Source organism: Mesotoga prima MesG1.Ag.4.2 (assembly GCF_000147715.2).
Lineage (GTDB): Bacteria > Thermotogota > Thermotogae > Petrotogales > Kosmotogaceae > Mesotoga > Mesotoga prima.
The window spans coordinates 2,470,811-2,492,388 of record NC_017934.1; the positions used below are offsets into that span (position 1 = coordinate 2,470,811).

The 21,578-nt window shown below is 43.2% G+C and carries 8 protein-coding genes and 2 CRISPR repeat arrays; all 8 genes read right to left on the minus strand.

Annotated elements, in window-relative coordinates:
* Positions 1–462 precede the first annotated feature (462 nt).
* Positions 463–5,688: a CRISPR direct-repeat array (repeat unit 30 nt; unit sequence GTTTCAATTCCTCATAGGTAGTCTGGAAGC).
* Between the two features lie 174 nt (positions 5,689–5,862).
* Complete coding sequence (locus THEBA_RS11425; RefSeq protein ID WP_014731680.1) at positions 5,863–6,687, minus strand: RAMP superfamily CRISPR-associated protein; 825 nt, start codon at positions 6,685–6,687, stop codon at positions 5,863–5,865.
* Positions 6,687–7,085 carry a hypothetical protein gene (locus tag THEBA_RS11430; protein WP_014731681.1) on the minus strand — a complete coding sequence of 133 codons (399 nt, stop codon included), beginning with the start codon at positions 7,083–7,085 and terminating at the stop codon, positions 6,687–6,689. The genes THEBA_RS11425 and THEBA_RS11430 overlap by 1 nt, the downstream gene beginning before the upstream one ends.
* Positions 7,082–8,020, minus strand: coding sequence for a type III-B CRISPR module RAMP protein Cmr4 (gene cmr4, locus THEBA_RS11435; RefSeq protein WP_014731682.1), 939 nt, complete (start codon positions 8,018–8,020; stop codon positions 7,082–7,084). The genes THEBA_RS11430 and cmr4 overlap by 4 nt, the downstream gene beginning before the upstream one ends.
* Positions 8,017–11,034, minus strand: coding sequence for a hypothetical protein (locus THEBA_RS11440; protein ID WP_014731683.1), 3,018 nt, complete (start codon positions 11,032–11,034; stop codon positions 8,017–8,019). The genes cmr4 and THEBA_RS11440 overlap by 4 nt, the downstream gene beginning before the upstream one ends.
* Positions 11,031–12,098, minus strand: coding sequence for an RAMP superfamily CRISPR-associated protein (locus THEBA_RS11445; RefSeq protein ID WP_014731684.1), 1,068 nt, complete (start codon positions 12,096–12,098; stop codon positions 11,031–11,033). The genes THEBA_RS11440 and THEBA_RS11445 overlap by 4 nt, the downstream gene beginning before the upstream one ends.
* Positions 12,088–13,146 (minus strand): type III-B CRISPR module RAMP protein Cmr1, encoded by a 1,059-nt coding sequence (gene cmr1, locus THEBA_RS11450; protein WP_014731685.1) that lies wholly within the window; start codon positions 13,144–13,146, stop codon positions 12,088–12,090. The genes THEBA_RS11445 and cmr1 overlap by 11 nt, the downstream gene beginning before the upstream one ends.
* A gap of 159 nt (positions 13,147–13,305) precedes the next feature.
* Entirely contained in the window at positions 13,306–13,626 is a 321-nt protein-coding gene (cas6, locus tag THEBA_RS11455; RefSeq protein WP_049794063.1) for a CRISPR-associated endoribonuclease Cas6, read from the minus strand.
* A 402-nt stretch (positions 13,627–14,028) separates the two neighbouring features.
* A CRISPR array of direct repeats spans positions 14,029–21,139; the repeat unit is 30 nt; unit sequence GTTTCAATTCCTCATAGGTAGTCTGGAAGC.
* Between the two features lie 167 nt (positions 21,140–21,306).
* The gene (gene cas2 / locus THEBA_RS11460) at positions 21,307–21,576 is read right to left on the minus strand and encodes a CRISPR-associated endonuclease Cas2 (RefSeq protein WP_014731686.1); all 270 of its coding nucleotides are present in this window, start codon (positions 21,574–21,576) and stop codon (positions 21,307–21,309) included.
* Between the last annotated feature and the right edge of the window lie 2 nt (positions 21,577–21,578).

Genomic DNA, 21,578 nt, shown 5'->3' on the forward strand with positions numbered 1-21,578 from the left:
GAGGAATAGAAATCGAGAAGCCAGTAACCTTCGGTGGCGAGTCCGGACTTTGTCGGAAAGCAAAATGGGGACTGACGAGTTCAATTAGACCCGCTGATCGCCGGGAAGTGCCGTCCTTCGTCCAAAACCATGAATCCGTCCTTCGGGAAGACTGGTTCTTCGTTCCGACGCTGCGCGTCCAGGTTGTTCGTTCTTGGAACAGATCCCGGATCAAGTCCGGGATGACAATTAACGGTTATTCCGAAAAGGCTAGATTCCGTTCTTCCGACAAAGCTCCTGGTCGGAATCTCGATACTATTGCTTCACGGCTCTCCTCGGTGAACGGAGAACCGGTTTGTTTGATCTTCCGAGACCTGAGACCCATTTCGTTGGACTTTTCTACTCACAACTCACACTGGAACTTGCAACTGATCTTGGCACACTCCAACCACCGACCCGCTATCCCCACAACCCCGTTTGAGAGTTTCAATTCCTCATAGGTAGTCTGGAAGCAGCAACTATACCTTGAGAATATTCTTAGACGGTAGTTTCAATTCCTCATAGGTAGTCTGGAAGCATGTTCTCTGGTGGAAGGGAGAAGATGGATTCTTTGGTTTCAATTCCTCATAGGTAGTCTGGAAGCAGCAACTATACCTTGAGAATATTCTTAGACGGTAGTTTCAATTCCTCATAGGTAGTCTGGAAGCAGCAACTATACCTTGAGAATATTCTTAGACGGTAGTTTCAATTCCTCATAGGTAGTCTGGAAGCCTTACCGTGCCCGAAGCAAAGAGGATTGCAAAAGCTCAGTTTCAATTCCTCATAGGTAGTCTGGAAGCTTGCTGCCATGACAATCGGAGGTATCAGTGCTGAGTTTCAATTCCTCATAGGTAGTCTGGAAGCCTTACCGTGCCCGAAGCAAAGAGGATTGCAAAAGCTCAGTTTCAATTCCTCATAGGTAGTCTGGAAGCCGGCCCTCACGCAAGACGCCCTTATGGCGATATCCGGTTTCAATTCCTCATAGGTAGTCTGGAAGCCCGCAAACACAAGATATTTCATTAGCACAATAGAAAGAGTTTCAATTCCTCATAGGTAGTCTGGAAGCTACACGTAACGCAAACACCCCCGATGTAACGCCGTGGTTTCAATTCCTCATAGGTAGTCTGGAAGCATAAACTTTATTGGCCTCTCCGTTTGCGCCCTTGAGTTTCAATTCCTCATAGGTAGTCTGGAAGCGTAAGTAGAACCTTAGCACCGTCAACGTCTATAACAGTTTCAATTCCTCATAGGTAGTCTGGAAGCTTTAGACGGCGTCACTTCTAGCTTCGTCTCTTTCTGAGTTTCAATTCCTCATAGGTAGTCTGGAAGCTCTAGCCGCCCATAAGGGCGGTTAGCTTTGGAGGCAGTTTCAATTCCTCATAGGTAGTCTGGAAGCATGTGTGTTTACTCTAAAGGCCTAAGGCGAGAGGTGTTTCAATTCCTCATAGGTAGTCTGGAAGCAAAAAACGAAATTCAACCCACGAATTTTCGGACGCGTTTCAATTCCTCATAGGTAGTCTGGAAGCAAACCTCCGAAGTTTCTGAAGAACCAGAGGTGAAGCGTTTCAATTCCTCATAGGTAGTCTGGAAGCGATTATTCGGAGAACTGGTTCGAGATAGATGCTTACGCGTTTCAATTCCTCATAGGTAGTCTGGAAGCGTGTTTAAGGTTTTTGACTGGCAGACGAAGCAAAGTTTCAATTCCTCATAGGTAGTCTGGAAGCGAGAAATCCGGATTCTCACCGCATGGAGATTCACAGTTTCAATTCCTCATAGGTAGTCTGGAAGCTCGGTCCTATGTGCATATCCCCTAACGCCATATCAGGTTTCAATTCCTCATAGGTAGTCTGGAAGCCCTCCCCACTTGCTTGAAGAAACATGCCTCCATCGTTTCAATTCCTCATAGGTAGTCTGGAAGCCGAAGGTGTCACATCGAGCTTCGTCTCTTTCTGAGTTTCAATTCCTCATAGGTAGTCTGGAAGCCTGAAGGGCAGTTCGAGAGAAAACTCGCCTGTGAAGGGAGTTTCAATTCCTCATAGGTAGTCTGGAAGCCTGGTAATGCCTATGAACATTAGAAGCGCTCCAAGTTTCAATTCCTCATAGGTAGTCTGGAAGCACCATCATCTGGCCCATATGAGGTATTCTCGCTTACGTTTCAATTCCTCATAGGTAGTCTGGAAGCACTGAAACCCCCCAATCTTTTCGTTGAGGTGAGAGAGTTTCAATTCCTCATAGGTAGTCTGGAAGCCGGCCTCAAACTCTACATCTGCAAAAGCATCTACAGTTTCAATTCCTCATAGGTAGTCTGGAAGCAGTCGATTCTGTAATAGATTCTCTTCGAAGCACCGTCAGTTTCAATTCCTCATAGGTAGTCTGGAAGCTGCGGTTTGCATATAATGCTGATACTCGTGTCGGAGTTTCAATTCCTCATAGGTAGTCTGGAAGCAGCATTGTATTGATATGATTCCACAGAACCAATAGGTTTCAATTCCTCATAGGTAGTCTGGAAGCGCCGAGGGCGAGGCTCAATATGAACCCTCAATTCTGAGTTTCAATTCCTCATAGGTAGTCTGGAAGCTGGTGATTTTAGAAGCGGGTTAGAGGTTGTTGGCGGAGGTTTCAATTCCTCATAGGTAGTCTGGAAGCGAAAAGGCTGGTGGAGTGGGCCTATGAGAAAGAAAAGTTTCAATTCCTCATAGGTAGTCTGGAAGCCTTTACCACAGACTCAACAAACATAGAGATTCCTTGTTTCAATTCCTCATAGGTAGTCTGGAAGCGGTACTACCCTCGTCAACCTGTTAGGTTCATACGGGTTTCAATTCCTCATAGGTAGTCTGGAAGCGATTATCTTCGATTCAAAGATGTTGACTACATCAGTTTCAATTCCTCATAGGTAGTCTGGAAGCAAGGCTCTCTTCGGAGAGCCTTTCTTTATTTGGAGGTTTCAATTCCTCATAGGTAGTCTGGAAGCTAAATGGTTAAGTACGTGATAGTGGTAAAAGACAGTTTCAATTCCTCATAGGTAGTCTGGAAGCGCGAAAAGATGTTGAAACCCTTTTCATCGCACAAGAGTTTCAATTCCTCATAGGTAGTCTGGAAGCGGCTTCGGGCTTCCATCTCTGAATAGTCCTCTCGGGTTTCAATTCCTCATAGGTAGTCTGGAAGCTTCAATAGACTGTTGACGAGATCCCCGATGAGACGTTTCAATTCCTCATAGGTAGTCTGGAAGCCGCTGAGCCTCCTAAGGAAGAGGTGGTGAAGGATGAGAAGATAGTTTCAATTCCTCATAGGTAGTCTGGAAGCTGAAAAGCACTGGCCTAAAGTGAAGAGATACAGAGACAGTTTCAATTCCTCATAGGTAGTCTGGAAGCGGGATCTCTCAGCTCCGCTTCCTTGAAGACAGGCGTTTCAATTCCTCATAGGTAGTCTGGAAGCCAAAAAGGTGTTGGCAATCACCCGTGCCCAAAACCATGTTTCAATTCCTCATAGGTAGTCTGGAAGCACGAAAGATATTGATGTTGTCAGGCCGTGGAAGGTGTTTCAATTCCTCATAGGTAGTCTGGAAGCCGAGCCACCGTTCATATTCTGTGTGACTTTCTCTTTGTTTCAATTCCTCATAGGTAGTCTGGAAGCTACATGATGGAACTTGACGAAAAGTATTGCGATGGTTTCAATTCCTCATAGGTAGTCTGGAAGCCGGAATCGTGGAGGAAGGAAAGAAACAGTACAAGCTCAAGTTTCAATTCCTCATAGGTAGTCTGGAAGCGGTCCCTGAGCTGACTCTGTAATTGCGAGAAAGTGGTTTCAATTCCTCATAGGTAGTCTGGAAGCCGAATGTGGGTCGATGGCATATTTGCCGATCTTGAAGGTTTCAATTCCTCATAGGTAGTCTGGAAGCGCGAGAACGAGAAGCAATATCCACAACGTGAAAAGGTTTCAATTCCTCATAGGTAGTCTGGAAGCCAGTTCAAGTTTGTGGTTCACTCGACTTCTTCTAGTTTCAATTCCTCATAGGTAGTCTGGAAGCCAAAATGACCCAAAACCCGAATTGGTTGCAAGTGCAGAGTTTCAATTCCTCATAGGTAGTCTGGAAGCCATTGCGAAGCAGAGAAACGGCTCGACAGGCTCGAGTTTCAATTCCTCATAGGTAGTCTGGAAGCCAGATGATCGAGCAGGCAGATCTCTTGATTCTTGAGTTTCAATTCCTCATAGGTAGTCTGGAAGCGGTCAGAAAGGCGCTGCCTCTGGCATTGAAACTTTGGGTTTCAATTCCTCATAGGTAGTCTGGAAGCGTTCATCCGTGCCCAACTTCAAGAACTGGGGACGTAGTTTCAATTCCTCATAGGTAGTCTGGAAGCTCCTCTTGACGAAAACAGGCACACTCTTTATCAGAGTTTCAATTCCTCATAGGTAGTCTGGAAGCGTAGTGCCACCATCTAATGTAAGGAAAGTCAACACAGTTTCAATTCCTCATAGGTAGTCTGGAAGCGGACGACTCAGTTTCATCCCCTGCCTAGGTTAGGTAGTTTCAATTCCTCATAGGTAGTCTGGAAGCGGTTCTTCTGGAAATATGAAGCAGAGGATCTGGCAGTTTCAATTCCTCATAGGTAGTCTGGAAGCAAGGTATTCAAACCACAGCCTCATAGAACGAAAGAGTTTCAATTCCTCATAGGTAGTCTGGAAGCGATAGAGGTCGAATTTGACGAGACCTGGTCGAACAGTTTCAATTCCTCATAGGTAGTCTGGAAGCACGGCTTCGGTGGTGGCAGAAAAAGCGGTAGTGCCGGTTTCAATTCCTCATAGGTAGTCTGGAAGCGCCGTATCTGGTGGATATTACCATTCTTTAGGAAGTTTCAATTCCTCATAGGTAGTCTGGAAGCCAAAGAGTTAGAAATAGGCTTCAATCCTGATTATCGTTTCAATTCCTCATAGGTAGTCTGGAAGCTCCATTCCCACGTTTTGAGTCTATTCAACGTTCACGTTTCAATTCCTCATAGGTAGTCTGGAAGCCAAGTACAAGTGCTCTATATAGTATATTCCCATATTGGTTTCAATTCCTCATAGGTAGTCTGGAAGCACCGTTAGCAATTCAAGCAACGGCTCTATTTTCTCGTTTCAATTCCTCATAGGTAGTCTGGAAGCGATTAGCAGCTTTGCGCTTTGAAGGCATTGACGGTGGTTTCAATTCCTCATAGGTAGTCTGGAAGCATGCACTTCATAGCCTTTTCTGAGACGATATACCGGTTTCAATTCCTCATAGGTAGTCTGGAAGCTTGATATAGTGTTTATCCTATTCCTGCTCGGTTATCCGCGTTTCAATTCCTCATAGGTAGTCTGGAAGCTAGCGTAATTTTCTGTGCGCCCTCACTCGCCAAAGTGGTTTCAATTCCTCATAGGTAGTCTGGAAGCAGCTGTATCTTCTGGATATTACCATTCTCTAGCAAGTTTCAATTCCTCATAGGTAGTCTGGAAGCGGGAATGAACCTCACAGTCTTTGACGAGTGGTCTAGTTTCAATTCCTCATAGGTAGTCTGGAAGCATACCGACTGCAGGTGGTTCGACGAACATGAGCGGGTTTCAATTCCTCATAGGTAGTCTGGAAGCCGGTCTCAAGCTCGTCTTCGCCAATCTCGAAGTCGAGTTTCAATTCCTCATAGGTAGTCTGGAAGCCCATTACTATATAGATTATAAAGGATTTTCAGCATTTTGAGGCAATATGAGTTCTTGCCTGTTTTTCAAAGACCATTTTCTCATGAATTGCACACAAAACTGAAGAGCTGAATTGACATGCTTCTGTCGATCCCCAGGTGTTTTCAATTTATCAGGGGTCGACGGAGAAGTAAATCAGGATTTGGATTTCCAGATTCCTTTTTCGCCTATCAAAAAAGTATGATCTTTACTGAATTTAGTACCAGGTGTCCAGCATATTTGAGCTGCTGAGATTTCTGCTCCGAATCTCTCTTCTCTAGTTGTTTCAAGTCCAATAAGAGGTTCTATGTTGCCACTTAAGGCAGAGCTATCTATTTGATTGTCGGCGAGCACGTGGGAGATTGCCGAATGAGATCTTGAGAGTTTTATTACTGGAAATTCCTCGTTTAGTTCAATATCATATCCATCTAGATCAATCTGAGCAACCTGAACGCAGCCTTTCGATTCATCAGTTTCCACTCGACCCCATCCATATGTTCTTTCACCACCTATTTGTAGCTTCGAAAGTGCATCTTCCCAATTCAAGGCACAATCTTTGTGTTCAAAGATATTTCCAATGAGATAGACTTGTTTCCCGTCTCTTGTTTTTGGAGCTATATACTCTGTTTCATGCAGACTGCCCTCGTCAGCTATTCTTGCACCCAGATCTAGCGCAGTGTTCACCGTACTTCCTATGTATTTCCATTCGAACTCATCTTTTCTTTCCCATGGGAGTAGATCGATTTTCTCTTCATTATCAGAGGGGTAGAAATAGCTGAATCTGAGAGATTTATCGACGTCTATTCCGGTTTTGCTGTAATCAAAGTCTCCGTAGTCTCTGGCAAGCCTAGCAGTCAAGGCTCCCCAAAGGGTTCTACCAGGAACATAGTATCTTGTTTGCTGAAGGTTTCCGATTTTTCTCCAGCCTATGTGCATCGGAGAAAGCAGTTTGAGAGAAACCCTATGTAATTCCCAGCTCATTAATTCTTCACCTTCGCTTTGGCACCATATCTAGCGTAAACGAGAGTCCTTTCCCATAGGTCCTTCACAAGGAAGAGAGAACCTGTGTTGTTGCAGATCTTCTCGTTGACCACGCGGAGCACGTCTTCTGGATTATTCATCTTCTCATTCAAATCTTCAAAGTCTATTCCCAGCGATTCCCTAACAGAACCAAGCATTTCTTTTGCTAATTTTTCTGCTGTTTCGGTCTTCTTCTTTTCTCTCGCATAGAGATAGAGTATGCAGGCGTAAACACCGTTACCGTGGAGTACCAGGAGAATATCATTAATGAGTTTCTCTAGTTCTTTTTTGTCCATGCTCTCTAGAGCAGCCAAGATTTTTTGCCCTGACTTTGCTGCAAAATAATCGAGATTTTTCATTGGTTGTCACCACCAGAGATAATCTTCATTCTACCGAAGCCCCTCGTGGTCATTCCGCCGATGCCCATGAATTCGATGATTTTGAAGCCAGCTCTTACGACATCCATTGGGGATTTCCAGCAATTTATCTTTCCGTTTTCTTTATATTTATCTTCTTTCATTGAGTCACTGAACCCTTCGATCTTATAATCGTCTTGAATTACGGCTGAAATTAGCCATGTGGCTCTTGGAATTGCTTCATATGTGAAAAGAGCTTGATCTTCGGCAGCACCGGTTTCAGGATTGATCGCTACGGAGGTCCTTGTTTCAAGGTTGTCATTGACTATTTGTGTGAACAGCTTATCTGATACTATATAGATCTTCTGTTCGACAACCTTCCACTCGTCTTTTTCTGCCAAGCCACCAAGTTTGGGCTTTTCAATTGTTATATTTTCTACATCAATGAATAGCCAGCCGATTTTGATCTTGCTGTTTTCATCTGTTCCGCCCAGGTGATAAGCTTTTTCTTCATCTGGGCCGAGGTCTTTCATATCGAAGCCAATTTCGTTCAGCATAGCTCTTGTAGTAACCCAGATCGTTCCTTCGGATGAACAGACCGGGAAAAGAACTATCCTTGCATCCGAAAAACTAACAACGCCGGCCTTGCTGGTTTGCTTAGAACCAGAGCTATTTATATACCCAAAAGTGTATGATACTGGATTCTCAGTACTCTTGGGCTTTTTGCTGCCAGCTGCATCCAGATCTCCCATAAGCATTGCAGCGTACATCTTCGCCGCGCCTGAGAGGCTTGTCCCTGGAATTATCGGTATGTTTGAGCCGGCTTCTCTTATTATCGTATTGTCTACTATCCCCAGATTAGTTCCGCCCGTACCTATGTGAATTGGGTCAAGAGTCATGAAAATGAATTTCTCCTCGCTATAGAGTTCGTTGCTCATTCCGCCACCTCCGATTTATCCTTCATTATGCTCATGTGAATTTCCAGAACATCCACAAATTTCCCATTCACACAAAAATCAACGAGTTTCTCTTTCTCATGCTTTGAGAGAGGTTGTTTCCATTTGAGATTTTCAACGACGTTCTCAACATAACTGTTGAAAGTATCGTCCTCATTTTCTGTAGAAAGGGCCCAGTCTCTTCGTTTTTCTTCAACGAGAGTGTTTAGCTTCTTTATCTGGCTGTTCGAAAGTTTTGTTGAGATAATTGCCCACACTCTTTCAATCTCATCCAGATCGTCAAGATAATATGGGCGCTGTTTTCTATCATTTGACCGCCTTCTACAATCGTTGGTGTAGCTGATCTCGAATCTCTGGGATGCAGACGAAAGATACTCAAAGTCAAAATAAGAAGGTGTGACTTGAACTATGTCGCCCTCTTTGAGTTCTGAAACATGAACTAGCCAGTTACCGGAAGGCCCCTTGAAAGAGAGGAGCCTTTTTTCAGGTTTGGCTTCGGCGTTCAAAACATAAAAATACGGATACCATACATCTTCTGAACAGTCTCCCATCTTTGAGGGGATTTTCCAAAATTGATTTCCTTGGAAAGTCAATTCGAAGTAATCTGAGAGCTCTTCGGGTTGTTTCATCAATATCCATGTTTTTTCTTCATTGTCGATTTGCATCATTCTGCGCCCGGCATCCATGATGGCAGGAAGAGCCGTATGATATCCCGCATACACAATTCCAAGATTCATGGGCAGGCGGTTTCTGACTTTTCCCATTTCCCTTTCGTATTTCTCTTTTATCTTTTTGGCAGCTTCAAGAGCCTTATCTGCCGGCACAAGAACCATAAATCTTTCCGGGTCTTTCGTTATTTCGATTACCGGGGTGTAATTACACGATTCGATTTCTATGCCATCGATTCTTGAACTGGCAAGGACTACTGAAGGATCATTGGAGTTGAAAAAGTCTATGTTCTTGCCTTTCAGCCCTTCAAGCAAGGCATCAACTAAATCTTTCCGACTGTCTGTCTTTATTTCAACAGGGAGCTTCTTGGCAAGCAATTCAAGATTCTCAATTATCACGAAGTTTTCGAGTCCATCAGCGCCTTTAGGATTCTTGTTCTCGTAGAATACAGTGAACTTGGTTTCAGTGAACTTGGTTTCATTGAACTTGGTTTCATTGACTTTGGCTTCATAGGCATTATTTGTTGGGAGGCTTAGATTATTTGTCCGAACTTTCAAAACAAGCCTTTCAGTTATTGGATCTATAACTTCTTTGATTTCTGCGAGAGCCTCATCCCAGAATTTACTTGTCGTCTCCCACACTCTACGAACCCTTGCAAATGAGGGGGTTTTTGCACACTTCTCAAAGTGTTTAGAAACTGGCGGGGTTTCATAATTCAGAGTCCTTATTAGACTGAGTTTACCAGGTTCTTCACCAATCCAATTAGAAATAGCAAGTTTCGCAGAGACTAATGCTATTTTCGAATTACTGTCTGCAATTTCATCAATCCATATGGTTGTGTTCTTCTCTTTCAGCCATGTTTCAGCTCTGCCCTTTATTTCACTTGCCCAGAATTCTGAAACGTGTCTGGTTTTATCTTCTTCCGGTCTAAGCCAGGATATTCTACATATCTGGTTTCTCTGATTTTGGCTCCAGTATGTAGAAATCTCTTCAGGATCTGCCGGAGAAAAAGGCTGTTTGGATATTATTGTCCCTATTGGTGGGATTTTGTCCCCTTCCTGCCAAGCTTCTGGTGATATGCCACTAGGGAGTATTGGTTTTTGACCCCACCAGGGTTCGCTAATGGCAATCTCAGGAGTTATTTCACCCCGAAAGTCCAGCTTTACTCTAATTCTTTTTTCGAGTGTCTCAGTTGTATCATCCAACACATATTCCAGAATGTCTTCGATATCCGGGACAACAAATATGCTACCGTTCTCATCTCTATAAACTTCATTACCTAATGGATATTCTTCTTCGAGAAGTTTTTTCACTCTGCTTAGGCCCTCATTGATCCAGTTCTTGCGCGCTAACAAATCAGATATAGAAGTTGAATTACCAAGGGCTTGTTCTCCACTTATTCTGACCGATAAGAATCTCCATCGCAGTTTATCCGCTGACACTGGTTCTCTACCATTCTCGGTCTCAAGCAATGCTCCAGCTACTGCTGATTTGAAAAGTGTGGCGACTATGAAAGACCAGTCTTCTAGGGTGATCTCATTGGCAGGTCGGCGTGTATCTCCGAGAGCTTCGGAGAATACCCTACTTATTGCTCCAACATCTCCATATTCAGGTGGTTTACTGTTATCAAGAATTTCTTTGAAACGTGCAGTAAGATTACTAACTATTCTTGATTCATAACCAAAGATGGAACTAATGAAAGTGTCATGTCTATTTTGTTTTACAGAATCCACTTTTTGTTTTTTGGAAACCAAATTAATCATATTCTCAATATCCTGCAATTCGTTGCTAATCAACTTGATCTTTGCTTTATCTTCTTCAATTTTGGCCACTAATTCTGGATTAACAAATCCATGCTTTCTAAGAACCGAATCTGCGTTTTTTTCTTTATCAGATAGGCTACGCTGTACGTTTTTTAGTTTTCTCTTACTATCGTTTTTATTCTTCATTAACTCCTTTAGCTCTGCGGATTCAAGGGAAGTTTTGGATTCCTCTTTTTCTATATGAGCAGCCCCATGGCACCTCCCTAGATACTTAACAAGTAAAGAGAGATTTTTGTCTTCCATAGTAGTCTTTCCAGGTCTGCCTTTTTCAATTAACTCGGTGACCCTTACACTTTCTTTTAAACTACCTTTGAAGCTAATATCAAAGTCATTCATAAGACCAAAGTAGAAGGCTTTGCCCACATTCATCGATAGCACTGGTTCGACAGATTGCTTATCAACATGTTCATCACTGCACTTGTACATATCATGTAGCCAGCCGGCAAGTTCGATCTTTAGTAAATTGTCCCGATTGTCTTTGAGTATTTTTAGACTCTTGGTCATATTAACACCTCAATTGCTTTGCCGACGCTTTCTTTGAAAGACATAAGAGTGTCAAAACGCTTCTCAATAAAGCCCCTTTCAGGTGATGAGTTCAAATGGTTCTTTAGTGTTGATCGAAGATTAGTCTTGGCTTCATTAAGACTGAAAGACTTTGGGAGTTCTGGCTCGATTTTCACTTTGTTATCCTTGGCGTTTATACTTATGAAACCATCGTTTATTTTTGCTATTCCATATCCGCTTGAGGTCTTTGCTCCGAAACCATAAACAGTGAACATAGCTTCAATTCCTTTGGCGATTACTTTCAGATCTTCAAGCATTTGTTTGGCGGATTCCTCCTTTTCTTTTCCAGCAAGGTCGAACGGAACATAGAGCAGTGAAAATTTGCTATTCGAGCCTGAAGGAATGCTCTCAATAAGTATCGGAACGGTTCCAGTACGGGTTTTTCTATCGTGAGGATTTACGATTTCGTAGTCTACTTTATCGAAGAACGACGGAAAGAAGTGAAGACGACCTTGTCGAAAGCTTTCTTTATTCTGTCTTTCATTTCCGAAGATTCGAGTGATTTGCTCGTCATCTTCCTTCATACCTTCATGCCAAAGCGCTGAACGAAGGCAGCCTTTCCATGTAGACCCGGGAATGTATGGGCAACCGAGAATTCTTTCTCGCTTTATGGAGTTTTCAATAATCGTAAAATTCTCATCATCTTTGGAGATGTAGGGCTTTTTAAGAGTAAAATCAAATTCGATTATGAATGAATAGAGAGGGAGAATATCCAGGGCCGTCGCATCGATCTTATTGAATGTTTCTTTAGCAAAACTGCATCCGTAGTCCGCATTTTTCCTTCTTCTCACATAAACTTGTTTTACGCAGTTTTCTCCATCAGAATACCCTATAGCTTCGAGGTACTTGAAAGTAATCAAGAGTTCTGAGTCGCCTAGTTTTCTAAGAATTTTCGAAAGTACATTCTCATTTGGTTTGTTTTTCTGGAGTTCATCTGTGAGTTCGCTTATGATACTGTCTTTCTTAATTTCAAAGAGGGTGTTGGAATTACAGTCAAGAATCAATTTCTGTCACCTCACTTAGCATTTCACCAAAAGAAAAAATCTCCCCATCGCTATTAGTTTGATAATCTCTTTCAATTGCTTCGCGAATAATTTCCGAAACAGCTCTTGCTGTGAATCCCCAAATGCGCAACTTATATTTTTCATTCTTCTGGTCCTCTTTGTAGAAACTGCTAACAAACACTTTGCTTGCCGATTTATCACCTTTCGTTCTCCCAAAGATCTCTGCTGTAGCTTTTTTGGATCCACATTTTCCAAAGTATTCTTTTCGCAACATATATCTCACATCAAAAGACATCGGAATATACGAATTCTTGACTTCGCTACCTAGATATTCCAGGTTCGCTGGCGGAAGAGATTTTCCAACTTCTGTTTCGATTTTCCAGTAGTTCTTCAGCGAAAAGCCTTTCTCATCACCACTTTTCTTGACAAAGCAATTTTCCTTAAGGAATCTGTTGATTATCCGAAGTGATTCTTTTGTTTCCTCCGCATCGTCAGTGAGTTCAAAGAGGCCGTAACCGAATTGAGGCTTAGCCCCAAGAGAACCAAAGTTGCTCATAATTGAAAGGACAGCCTTGAGCTGCTTTTCAATTTGATTTCTATCGCACCTTGGAAAAACTCTAAGCTCAAGCGAACCGAAGAAGTCCCTATCATAAAGGTTCTTCTCAAAGATCTTGCTTAACCAGTTCTTGTTGATGTTGTTAGTTGTAGCCTGTGAAAAGGGTTCATTCCCTCTAACCGGCTGCTTGCCATCGACCGTTACAGACAAACTGAACATTCTCTTCCAGCCTGTAGTTCCAAAAAGATAACAGGCAGGACAAAGCTTCGAAATCCTTTCTTCACCGTCGTTTTCTTTGCCAGATAGTTTACAGCGATTATCTGAAGTTGGATCGCATACGTAATAGCCGAGACCTCTAGCAATAACTTCATACCACCATCTGATGCTTCCTATAATTCCCGTTTCATGTACCCGGTCCATCTTTCCATCTGACCCACCGGTCCATAGCGGGGTAAGGGTCTTAACTCTGAATGTGATCGGTCCACTCTCCATTTTTCCCACACCTCTTTTCTATGCAGCCCCAAAGTCAGCCGCTGATTCTTGCGTATTCCAAGTGTTTCGATGGCTAAGTAATCTTCTGACTTAAGTTTTAGGTACGCGCTGGATTTTTAATCAAACTCATCCTTATAAACAAACACCCTTCCCTCAGTCTCAGCTATCCCCCACGTTGATTTTTATCATTCCAAATCCCTGTGCATTCTTTGAACCTAGTCCCCAATCATAGGCTGTCGATATAAGCACCGGATCTGCGTTAAGCTCAAAGCGGAAGTCCCAGGCAATTTGAGTGAAATCCTTGTACTTGACAATTCGTTGAGCAGGTCTTGAGACAAGTTTGAAGGAGAAAGATTCTCTTGCTCTGCCGGAATTACCCAATGCACTTGCCTTTCTGTTGAGGTTTTCCTGAATCTGAATTGCGAAATCTTTCTCTGCTGGATTGTAGAAATATGTTTTCTTTCTCCCGTCTGCTGTCATGAGAGTCGAGTAACCCTTAGTAAGCGATATTGTTCTCGCTTATTCGTCATTCTGTTTGGCGACAAATGGATCAAGATGATTTTTCGAGGAACGCAGTACGGAGCCTTACTTATCGCAAGCAACTGCAAAACCATTACCTCATTTCATCTTTGTACAACACCATTTGACAATTAATGTGAAAGCGACAACGTAATACCCCATTCAAGCTATCCATAATTGTTCCGGCAAAGACTTCACAAGGCATAATTTATATTCATTATATCTCTTGTAACAAATAAATCAAAATCCAAGCATATATTGTTTTTTTGAAACGATCAAACCAGTTTATTGATGAATGGATTCGGCTTTCTAGGAACCTGTGAAGCCCTATCAAGGCTTGCAGCCATCCAGCCATGTTCTGGAGTTTCAATTCCTCATAGGTAGTCTGGAAGCTTCATTTTATATTTGACTGATGGTAGTGTAAGCACGTTTCAATTCCTCATAGGTAGTCTGGAAGCTTAGCTGGGCAACACTTAGAACTATAGATGATTTGTTTCAATTCCTCATAGGTAGTCTGGAAGCCTATCTTGAGTCTTAAAAGCGATGAACAAAGAAGCAGTTTCAATTCCTCATAGGTAGTCTGGAAGCTTGGATCAGAATGTACATTGTTCTCAGTGTCACTCGTGGGTTCAATTCCTCATAGGTAGTCTGGAAGCTATGGCGCAGAAATCTTTCTCATGTACTTCGTTGAGTTTCAATTCCTCATAGGTAGTCTGGAAGCCTTAAAGTCACGATCGAAGGAGCAGATGAGCTCAGTTTCAATTCCTCATAGGTAGTCTGGAAGCGCACGTTCATTGCAAAGCTCTGCTGCTGCATGGCAGTTTCAATTCCTCATAGGTAGTCTGGAAGCTGAAACAGAAGAACATCAAGGGCGTGAAGTATGGTTTCAATTCCTCATAGGTAGTCTGGAAGCTTATCACGTGCGATTATATGATTGTTGCATATAACGAAGTTTCAATTCCTCATAGGTAGTCTGGAAGCGCTATCAACGTTGAAAATTACAATTATAGTATGTAGTTTCAATTCCTCATAGGTAGTCTGGAAGCTGTAGTACCATCCGAAACATTATCAACGGTAGTGCCGAGTTTCAATTCCTCATAGGTAGTCTGGAAGCTGGGAGAAACTAAATTCAGAATCTATTGTCCAGAAGCGATGTTTCAATTCCTCATAGGTAGTCTGGAAGCAAGTAGTCGGTGGAGTAAGAGATCTTGTCACGTTCCCAGTTTCAATTCCTCATAGGTAGTCTGGAAGCGGGAAGTAATCCGGGGAATAATCTGGGGAACATTAAGTTTCAATTCCTCATAGGTAGTCTGGAAGCGCGGCGTATTACGAAGGCCGTCAACAGCTACTAAAGTTTCAATTCCTCATAGGTAGTCTGGAAGCTGGAAGCAGCTTGAAATCTCTAAGATTCCTGCGTTTCAATTCCTCATAGGTAGTCTGGAAGCAGGAATTTTGGAGATCTGGAATTGGTTCCAAAGGAGAAGTTTCAATTCCTCATAGGTAGTCTGGAAGCGAAATCTTAGTAACATCAGGACCAGAGGAAATTGGTTTCAATTCCTCATAGGTAGTCTGGAAGCGATAGAAGGAGACGACGGACCAGTAGTATCAAGCGTGTTTCAATTCCTCATAGGTAGTCTGGAAGCCCGAAGACATACGAGACACATTGCTCGACTGGATGAGACGTTTCAATTCCTCATAGGTAGTCTGGAAGCTGGCTAAATGTGAGAACTGCCAACGATATTTCTTCAGTTTCAATTCCTCATAGGTAGTCTGGAAGCAGATCTCGCTTCGCAAATTGATCGAGTTCGTTTAGAGTTTCAATTCCTCATAGGTAGTCTGGAAGCCTCCGCCATTACCTTCGATGCACCGTCAGCCCCCTCGTTTCAATTCCTCATAGGTAGTCTGGAAGCACTTTCTTGACTTTCACTTACTGAAAGTTGTACAAGTTTCAATTCCTCATAGGTAGTCTGGAAGCTGTCCAGAGCCAAAAGGTTGTGGAGAGATTGAACTGTTTCAATTCCTCATAGGTAGTCTGGAAGCCTTTGACATAGACTGTTGTGCCAGACTTTGTTTCAATAGGTTTCAATTCCTCATAGGTAGTCTGGAAGCACGCAATGTGTGACACATTCAATCTTGGTTTTGACGAGTTTCAATTCCTCATAGGTAGTCTGGAAGCCCTTCTTCGATTCATCCTTCATCATTTCTTTCAGATGTTTCAATTCCTCATAGGTAGTCTGGAAGCTGAAACAGGCCGGAATGGTTAATCTTCTCTATCTCATGTTTCAATTCCTCATAGGTAGTCTGGAAGCTCGAATACGACACAGAATGGACAAGGCATGATTACGAGTTTCAATTCCTCATAGGTAGTCTGGAAGCAAGAGTTTCGGCAGTTCTAACAGCACCAGCAAATACAGGTTTCAATTCCTCATAGGTAGTCTGGAAGCGTTGAGAATCGTGGGAAGAATCTATGGAAACAAGAGTTTCAATTCCTCATAGGTAGTCTGGAAGCAGTAGAAGAGAACCTTTCCCCTGTCTCCTGCAAGAGTTTCAATTCCTCATAGGTAGTCTGGAAGCGTGGGGGCCTCCCTCTCCAGGGAGTTGTTCAGTTTCAGTTTCAATTCCTCATAGGTAGTCTGGAAGCGAGATTCTTTCGGCACTGAAACCCCACCTGGGCTCAGAAGTTTCAATTCCTCATAGGTAGTCTGGAAGCGAGGGTGGAGGAAACATGGCAGGCTGGCATCAGCCTAGTTTCAATTCCTCATAGGTAGTCTGGAAGCTACGCTAAAGAGCACGGAATAGAGGTGGTAGTATGAGTTTCAATTCCTCATAGGTAGTCTGGAAGCATCTCCCTTTGAGCACCTGGTGTTTACCTTTCACAGTTTCAATTCCTCATAGGTAGTCTGGAAGCTCTTCGGTTATCTCTCCGAACTCCACACCCCAGTGTTTCAATTCCTCATAGGTAGTCTGGAAGCCTGATGTTACTACTACCCATATCACCAATGTTACACAGTTTCAATTCCTCATAGGTAGTCTGGAAGCCTAACTTCAAAAAGTGCCTCGCATCGCACGAGGCGTTTCAATTCCTCATAGGTAGTCTGGAAGCGAAGTCAATCCGGAGTTAAACCAGTCAACCTCATCAGTTTCAATTCCTCATAGGTAGTCTGGAAGCGAGAGATATATGACTTGTTGAAAGGAGAGATAGACGTTTCAATTCCTCATAGGTAGTCTGGAAGCAATATCTTCAAGGATTACCTGAGTTATCTCTGGTCCTTGGGTTTCAATTCCTCATAGGTAGTCTGGAAGCATAAAAGGTCATTGACATACGAATAGCGGCAACAGAAGTTTCAATTCCTCATAGGTAGTCTGGAAGCTGTGTTGCTTCAAAAAAACACAGCAAAACAAATAGGTTTCAATTCCTCATAGGTAGTCTGGAAGCTACTATACCAGGATAGACTAACCCATACTATCACACGTTTCAATTCCTCATAGGTAGTCTGGAAGCTTGGGTAGCTGTAGCTTGTGGGGGTTACCATTCTCTAGCAAGTTTCAATTCCTCATAGGTAGTCTGGAAGCAGAGACGGGCCTCCTCCAGGGCCGCTTCTACTGTAAGGTTTCAATTCCTCATAGGTAGTCTGGAAGCGCCCTCTCCAAAACCCCAAGGTTGGTTCGTATATAAGTTTCAATTCCTCATAGGTAGTCTGGAAGCTAAAGATGATGCCGAGAAAGAAAACATTGGTAAAGGAGGCTGTTTCAATTCCTCATAGGTAGTCTGGAAGCTCGCAGTTATGGAAGCGCCCTTTGAAATGCTGCACGAGTTTCAATTCCTCATAGGTAGTCTGGAAGCGAGCAAGAACTGTTCAAGCGAAAGTAGTGTCTGGAAGTTTCAATTCCTCATAGGTAGTCTGGAAGCTTGCAGAACTGCATATTGAGGAGTTCAATACAGAGAAGTTTCAATTCCTCATAGGTAGTCTGGAAGCCTCGATCATTTCGAAGTCTTGCATGGTTTTGAGTGCGTTTCAATTCCTCATAGGTAGTCTGGAAGCCACTAACTTCTTCTGCTTTCCTTTCTTCTTCACGGATGTTTCAATTCCTCATAGGTAGTCTGGAAGCTGAAATCTCTCTTTCCTTGCCTGTATCGTTCCTGAGTTTCAATTCCTCATAGGTAGTCTGGAAGCCGGCAAGAGATACCCTTATGTTCGGAGGTTGGATACGTTTCAATTCCTCATAGGTAGTCTGGAAGCGAGATGAGCGAAATAGACCGGCTCTTGCCACAAGCGTTTCAATTCCTCATAGGTAGTCTGGAAGCGCGTAGCTTGCTCCCATTGAAATATGAAATCGAAAGTTTCAATTCCTCATAGGTAGTCTGGAAGCTCCAGATCGCTGCATCTTCCATAGGCCTCTATCGTAGTTTCAATTCCTCATAGGTAGTCTGGAAGCAGTTCTAGTTGAGAAGGGTCTTTATCTCGAAGAATTGGTTTCAATTCCTCATAGGTAGTCTGGAAGCTCGTTGTAACTGCCTGTCATGATTCGATTCCGGGGAGTTTCAATTCCTCATAGGTAGTCTGGAAGCATCAAGAGCGAACCGAAGAAGCAATCTCAAAAGCCAGTTTCAATTCCTCATAGGTAGTCTGGAAGCCAAGGCCACGAGTGAGAAGGAAGCGGAAACGATCGTGTTTCAATTCCTCATAGGTAGTCTGGAAGCGAGAGAGTAGTTTGAAGAGTACCGAGCTTTGCGAGTTTCAATTCCTCATAGGTAGTCTGGAAGCGAGGATTACAGGAAGAAGAGATTGCGGGAGGCAAAAGTTTCAATTCCTCATAGGTAGTCTGGAAGCAATGACCCAAGCGGGGTGGATACCTTGTATGATTCGTTTCAATTCCTCATAGGTAGTCTGGAAGCTCACCTGCCAGTTCCAGTTCCCTGGCAATCCTACGGAGTTTCAATTCCTCATAGGTAGTCTGGAAGCGACCCGGCCGCGTTAGCGGTCTCTTCCAGTCTGTTCCTGGTTTCAATTCCTCATAGGTAGTCTGGAAGCGAGCGATAGCGAGGGAATAGCATGGAACCGCTGAAGAGTTTCAATTCCTCATAGGTAGTCTGGAAGCGATTGATGAAAGGCTGGATAGAGTCGAAGAGAACAGTTTCAATTCCTCATAGGTAGTCTGGAAGCAGAGACTCTTTGGCATTTCTATTCCTTCTGGCATATGTTTCAATTCCTCATAGGTAGTCTGGAAGCAAGTTCCAATGGTAAGTCTTTTGAAAACGATACCCAGTTTCAATTCCTCATAGGTAGTCTGGAAGCCTGGCCAATCGTACTCCGTTACATACAAGGAAAGGTTTCAATTCCTCATAGGTAGTCTGGAAGCGATTCTGAAAAGGAGTTGGGCCATTTTCAGGCCCTCCCCAGTTTCAATTCCTCATAGGTAGTCTGGAAGCTTGGCAGGATTGATCGACTCTGACGGCACCGTCAATAGTTTCAATTCCTCATAGGTAGTCTGGAAGCGCGATAAGTGATCTCAAGTCTCGAAACATGATCACCTAGTTTCAATTCCTCATAGGTAGTCTGGAAGCGAAGATAGACGAACTCTTCGGCATTACGCAGCGCAGTTTCAATTCCTCATAGGTAGTCTGGAAGCCTCACATCGCACCTCCTCTCAGTCTTTTCTTCCTGGTTTCAATTCCTCATAGGTAGTCTGGAAGCGTGATAGGAAATTCAGGACTTCAAATCTATATGCTGTTTCAATTCCTCATAGGTAGTCTGGAAGCGGCCAACGGCTCAAATCATGGCTCGCCTGTGAGTCAGTTTCAATTCCTCATAGGTAGTCTGGAAGCAAGTGCTACTGGATTCCCAGATGTACCATTTCGTAGTTTCAATTCCTCATAGGTAGTCTGGAAGCGAGAAGCTGGAGAAAGAGTCCGCGACTCTTTTCGACAGCAGTTTCAATTCCTCATAGGTAGTCTGGAAGCCTCATTTTCATGCACTCGAAGATCTGGTATTCGGAGTTTCAATTCCTCATAGGTAGTCTGGAAGCATGAACTTGGGGTGCATGCTATGCCCCTGAACAGTGTTTCAATTCCTCATAGGTAGTCTGGAAGCCTCAGCTTCTTGAATTGGCGGGTTTGTCTCACACCAAGTTTCAATTCCTCATAGGTAGTCTGGAAGCGGTACAGCGTCATCGAGAGAGACAGAAAGCACTAGCCAGGTTTCAATTCCTCATAGGTAGTCTGGAAGCCTCAGAATCGGGCCTTGATATACGTGTCAGTGGAGTTTCAATTCCTCATAGGTAGTCTGGAAGCGAGATATCATTCATCAGCAGCGACCCCTCCGATGGTTTCAATTCCTCATAGGTAGTCTGGAAGCTCTCTGTTGGCTGTATCACCTAGACCTAGTTGTCCGGTTTCAATTCCTCATAGGTAGTCTGGAAGCTATCGTATGTATGTTGCCATCTTCGAGATTGCAGGGTTTCAATTCCTCATAGGTAGTCTGGAAGCTCTTTTGTGGCAACAATATAATTCCAAGGCTTACGGTTTCAATTCCTCATAGGTAGTCTGGAAGCATTGCCATCAGTACAAATGCCATATCGAGCCTCCTGTTTCAATTCCTCATAGGTAGTCTGGAAGCGGTAGTAGAAACGTGACATATATCACGCCATGAACAGTTTCAATTCCTCATAGGTAGTCTGGAAGCTCAACTGTTTGAATACGAGTGACTGATAGATTAGAGTTTCAATTCCTCATAGGTAGTCTGGAAGCAGCCGTATCTGGTGGATATTACCATTCTTTAGGAAGTTTCAATTCCTCATAGGTAGTCTGGAAGCTGGATCTTCCCATTCTTTAGCAATGAAGGAGTGATTGTTTCAATTCCTCATAGGTAGTCTGGAAGCATGTTGATTACCTTTGCGTTCATGTCGTCTGACAAGAGTTTCAATTCCTCATAGGTAGTCTGGAAGCTGGCTTTACATGCGCATTGAAACCACCAAACGCTGGTTTCAATTCCTCATAGGTAGTCTGGAAGCCCAGAAGCCACTGCATCTTAGAACTGCAATCGATGTGTTTCAATTCCTCATAGGTAGTCTGGAAGCATAGGCTGTTGGAAAGAATCACATTCCCATATTCTGGTTTCAATTCCTCATAGGTAGTCTGGAAGCAATTCACCGCCGGTCTTCCGAGTTGGAGATGAACAAGTTTCAATTCCTCATAGGTAGTCTGGAAGCCAACGCCCATATTCTCGGCAAATCTGAGCAGCAGGGTTTCAATTCCTCATAGGTAGTCTGGAAGCCTTTGGTGATCTCTACAAAATTGCATCTGTTAATAAGTTTCAATTCCTCATAGGTAGTCTGGAAGCTGGCCAAGGCTTCACCGGTAAGGCCGAGATTTTCTCGTTTCAATTCCTCATAGGTAGTCTGGAAGCGTAGAAATCTCACACGAGTCGGCACCGGTAGAGCTGGAGTTTCAATTCCTCATAGGTAGTCTGGAAGCCCATTACTATATAGATTATAAAGGATTTTCAGCATTTTGAGGCAATATGAGTTTTTGCCTGTTTTTCAAAGACTATTTTCTCATGAATTGCACACAAAACTGAAGAGCTGAATTGATATGCTTCTGTCGATCCCCAGGTGTTTTCAATTTATCAGGGGTCGACGGAGCTAAAGAATTCCGTCGTCAGCTACTTGTTTCTTATCTATTCCGAGTATTTCCATGGTTAAGTAATCTTCTGACCTGAGCTTGTAGATTCTTACAGAATCCTCTTCTTTGTTCATTATTTTTCCTAGGCGTTTCTTGAGTGTTTCGAGGCCTGCCTTTGTTAGCTCTCCCTCAAATACGGAATTCTGAACCCAGTCCAGATATTGTCTACAGATTTTTAGAGCTTTGTTCACTCTCTTTTCACCAATGTCATAGACGAGAAGAATGAACACAC